The sequence below is a fragment of the Halobacteriovorax sp. genome (assembly GCF_041587335.1).
In the GTDB taxonomy this organism is placed as follows: domain Bacteria; phylum Bdellovibrionota; class Bacteriovoracia; order Bacteriovoracales; family Bacteriovoracaceae; genus Halobacteriovorax.
The window spans coordinates 1-2,644 of the sequence record NZ_JBFGYP010000237.1; the positions used below are offsets into that span (position 1 = coordinate 1).

Consider the following 2,644-nt stretch of genomic DNA (forward strand, 5'->3'; position numbering starts at 1 on the left):
CCTTAGCTGCTTTCTCTTGGTTACCCATACATAGGTTACAACCAGGACGCTCTAGGTACATCATATTGCTATACTTTGTACGAGCTTCACCTTTTGGATTTGTATCATCAAATTCAAAACCAGAGTACTTAGTAAGTGTTTCCCAGTCGCCCTCAGCTTTTAATTCATCAATGATATTGTAAGTAGGCGGAGCAACTACTAGAGGAGCTTTAAATTCAACTTTACCATTTTGCTCTTCGATGTTCTTTAACATCTTTGCAAGAATCTGTAGATCACCTTTATGAACCATACATGACCCGATAAACCCTAGGTCAACTTTTCTCTCACCTTTGTAGAAAGAAACAGGTCTGATTGTGTCGTGAGTGTATCTCTTAGATACATCTTCATTATTAACATCTGGATCTGCAATCATAGGCTCTACGATTTGATCAAGGTCTACGATAAACTCTGCTGAGTACTTTGCATTGTCATCAGGCTTAAGAGCTGTGTTCTTACCAGATTTAATTTCTTCAATTCTCTTGTTTGCTTTATCAACAAGTCCTTGAAGAACTTTCTTATCGTTGTCCATTCCTTTTTCAATCATGATCTGAATTCTTGATTTAGAAATCTCAAGAGACTCAATTAAAGTAGCATCTTCAGAGATACAGATTGATGCTTTCGCTTTCATTTCTGCAGTCCAGTCAGTGAATACAAATGCTTGGTCAGCAAGAAGAGTTCCTAAGTGAACTTCAATAATCTTACCTTGGAAAATGTTATCTCCAAATTGCTTTAACATCTGTGCTTGAGTTGCGTGAACAACATCACGGAAGTCCATATGATCTTTAAGAGTACCTTTGAAAGATACCTTAACTGATTGAGGAATTGGCATAGAAGCTTCACCAGTAGCTAGTGCAAGAGCAACAGTTCCTGAGTCAGCACCAAAGGCAACACCTTTTGACATTCTTGTATGTGAATCACCACCAATAGTGATATCCCAGTCATTAACTGTAATATCGTTAAGTACCTTGTGAATAACGTCTGTCATCGCAGGGTATTTCTTTTGAGGGTCTCTTGCAGTGATAAGTCCAAACTTATTCATGAAGTTCATTAATCTTGGAATATTTGCTTGAGCTTTAGCATCCCAAACTGAAGCTGTGTGACAACCTGATTGGTAACCAGCATCTAGAGTAGGAGCAATAACTGTTGCGGCCATAGACTCAAGTTCCTGTGAAGTCATAAGACCTGTAGTATCTTGAGAACCTACGATATTAACTTGAACTCTAACATTTGAACCTGCGTGAAGAGTCTTACCTGAACCACCTAAAAGGTTCTTGTTAAAGATCTTTTCTACAGCTGTTAGTCCTTGTCCTTCGTGAGAGATTTCTTTTGATGGAGCGTAAGCAGACTTAACTTCTTGACCTAGAACTTCACAAGCAAGTGTTTGAAGCTTTTTACCAAACACAACTGCATATGATCCACCAGCTTTCATGAACTCAAGCTTTTGTGGAGTAAGAGAAGCTGACATGTCGATTAGCTCTTTATCTCCATTATATAATTTCTTCTTTTTTGTATTGATTGTAAGAACAGTTCCTGTTGCAACAGAGTAAACTTCTTCAAGCTCTGGGTCACCATTCTTATCTAGTACAGTATTACCTGAAGCATCTACTTTCTTTTTCCAGTTCTTAAGGTCAATTCCAATCCCACCTGTAACATCTACTGTTGTTAAGAAGATTGGTGCGATTCCATTTGTTCCAGCTACAACAGGAGCAATATTAATAAATGGTACATATGGAGAAGCTTTCTTTCCTGTCCAAAGAGCAACGTTGTTTACTCCCGACATTCTAGAAGAGCCAACTCCCATTGTTCCTTTTTCAGCTACAAGCATAACTCTCTTATCTGGGTTAGCTTTCTTAAGCTCTTCTATTTCTTGTTGAGCTTCTGGAGTGATTAGACACTTACCATGAAGTTCACGGTCTGAACGAGAGTGGGCCTGGTTACCTGGAGAAAGAAGGTCTGTTGAGATATCTCCTGTTCCAGCAACATATGTAATAACTTTGATTTCTTCTTCAACTTCTGGAAGCTTTGTGAAGAATTCAGCTTTTGCATAACTTTCAAGGACATCCTTAGCAATTGTATTTCCGGCCTTAAATGCATTTTCTAATCTAGTAGTGTCTGCGTGGTATAGGAATACTTGTGTCTTTAGAACTTCACCAGCTTCTTTAGCTGTTGCTTGGTCATCACCAAGAGCAAGGTCTAGTAGAGCTTCAATTGAAGGTCCACCTTTCATGTGAGAAAGAAGTTCAAAAGCAAATTCTTTTGTAATCTCTGCTACAGTGTCTTTACCTAGGATAATATCTTTTAGGAATTGTGCTTTATTAGCTGCTGCGCTAGTCGTTCCCGGTAGCGTGTTATAAATAAAGAACTTAAGAGATCCTTCTCTATGCTTATGAGTTGTGTCTTTGATTTGCTCAATAATAACTTTTATTAAGTCTGCGCCATCAATTGGCTTTGGGTTCAGCCCTTCTAATTTTCTGTCTTCAATCTCTTTTAAGTAATCTTCGTACAAGTTCATAGATCTTCCATGTTTAGATGCGTTATATATTGTTTAAAAATTTAGCTTTAGAATAGTGGTACTCTATCATAGAGCAGTATAGTCGTAAAATAA

1 protein-coding gene is annotated in these 2,644 nt (G+C 38.0%); it reads right to left on the bottom strand.

Annotated features, from left to right (window positions below; translation table 11 throughout):
* The coding region (locus ABX784_RS16805) for a bifunctional aconitate hydratase 2/2-methylisocitrate dehydratase (protein WP_372656219.1) at positions 1–2,551 on the bottom strand (2,551 nt) is incomplete at its 3' end.
* Between the last annotated feature and the right edge of the window lie 93 nt (positions 2,552–2,644).